Here is a 420-nt window from a genome sequence, read left to right as displayed (position 1 = left end):
GGCGTGCCAAGATGGCTGCTGTCGAGCACTCATCTGAAGGAGCACCGGCTCCGCGCTTTTGCCTGTCGTGCGTCGGCTGAACGAACTCGATCATGAGATCGGACAAAGCGATCAGGCCATTCTGGCTCTCGCCAGAGCCGATGGGACCGCGCGCCGTCTGATGAGCGTTCCTGGCATCGGTCCGTCACCGCCTCTGCGCTTGCCGCAAGTATCCAGGATATCTCCGCCTTCTCGGGCCCGAGTGTGTTCGCGGCCTTCCTCGGGCTAATGCCCCGGCAAAGTTCATCAGGCGGCAAGGAGCGGCCTGGGGCGAGTTTCCAAGATGGGAAACCGGTATCTGCGCAAGCTGCTCGTTGTCTGCGCTCACGCGGTCCTCTTCCATCGCAAACGTTGCAGCGATTAGAGACCAAGCCGTTCAAG

The 420-nt window shown here is 61.4% G+C and carries 1 protein-coding gene; it reads left to right on the top strand.

Annotated elements, in window-relative coordinates; all coding sequences use genetic code 11:
* Positions 1 to 210 precede the first annotated feature (210 nt).
* The coding region (locus EOA28_RS41040; RefSeq protein WP_348633458.1) for a transposase at positions 211 to 420 on the top strand (210 nt) is incomplete at its 3' end.

The organism is Mesorhizobium sp. M2A.F.Ca.ET.067.02.1.1, assembly GCF_004023285.1.
Taxonomy (GTDB): domain Bacteria; phylum Pseudomonadota; class Alphaproteobacteria; order Rhizobiales; family Rhizobiaceae; genus Mesorhizobium.
This window is presented reverse-complemented; position numbering and strand designations above follow the sequence as displayed.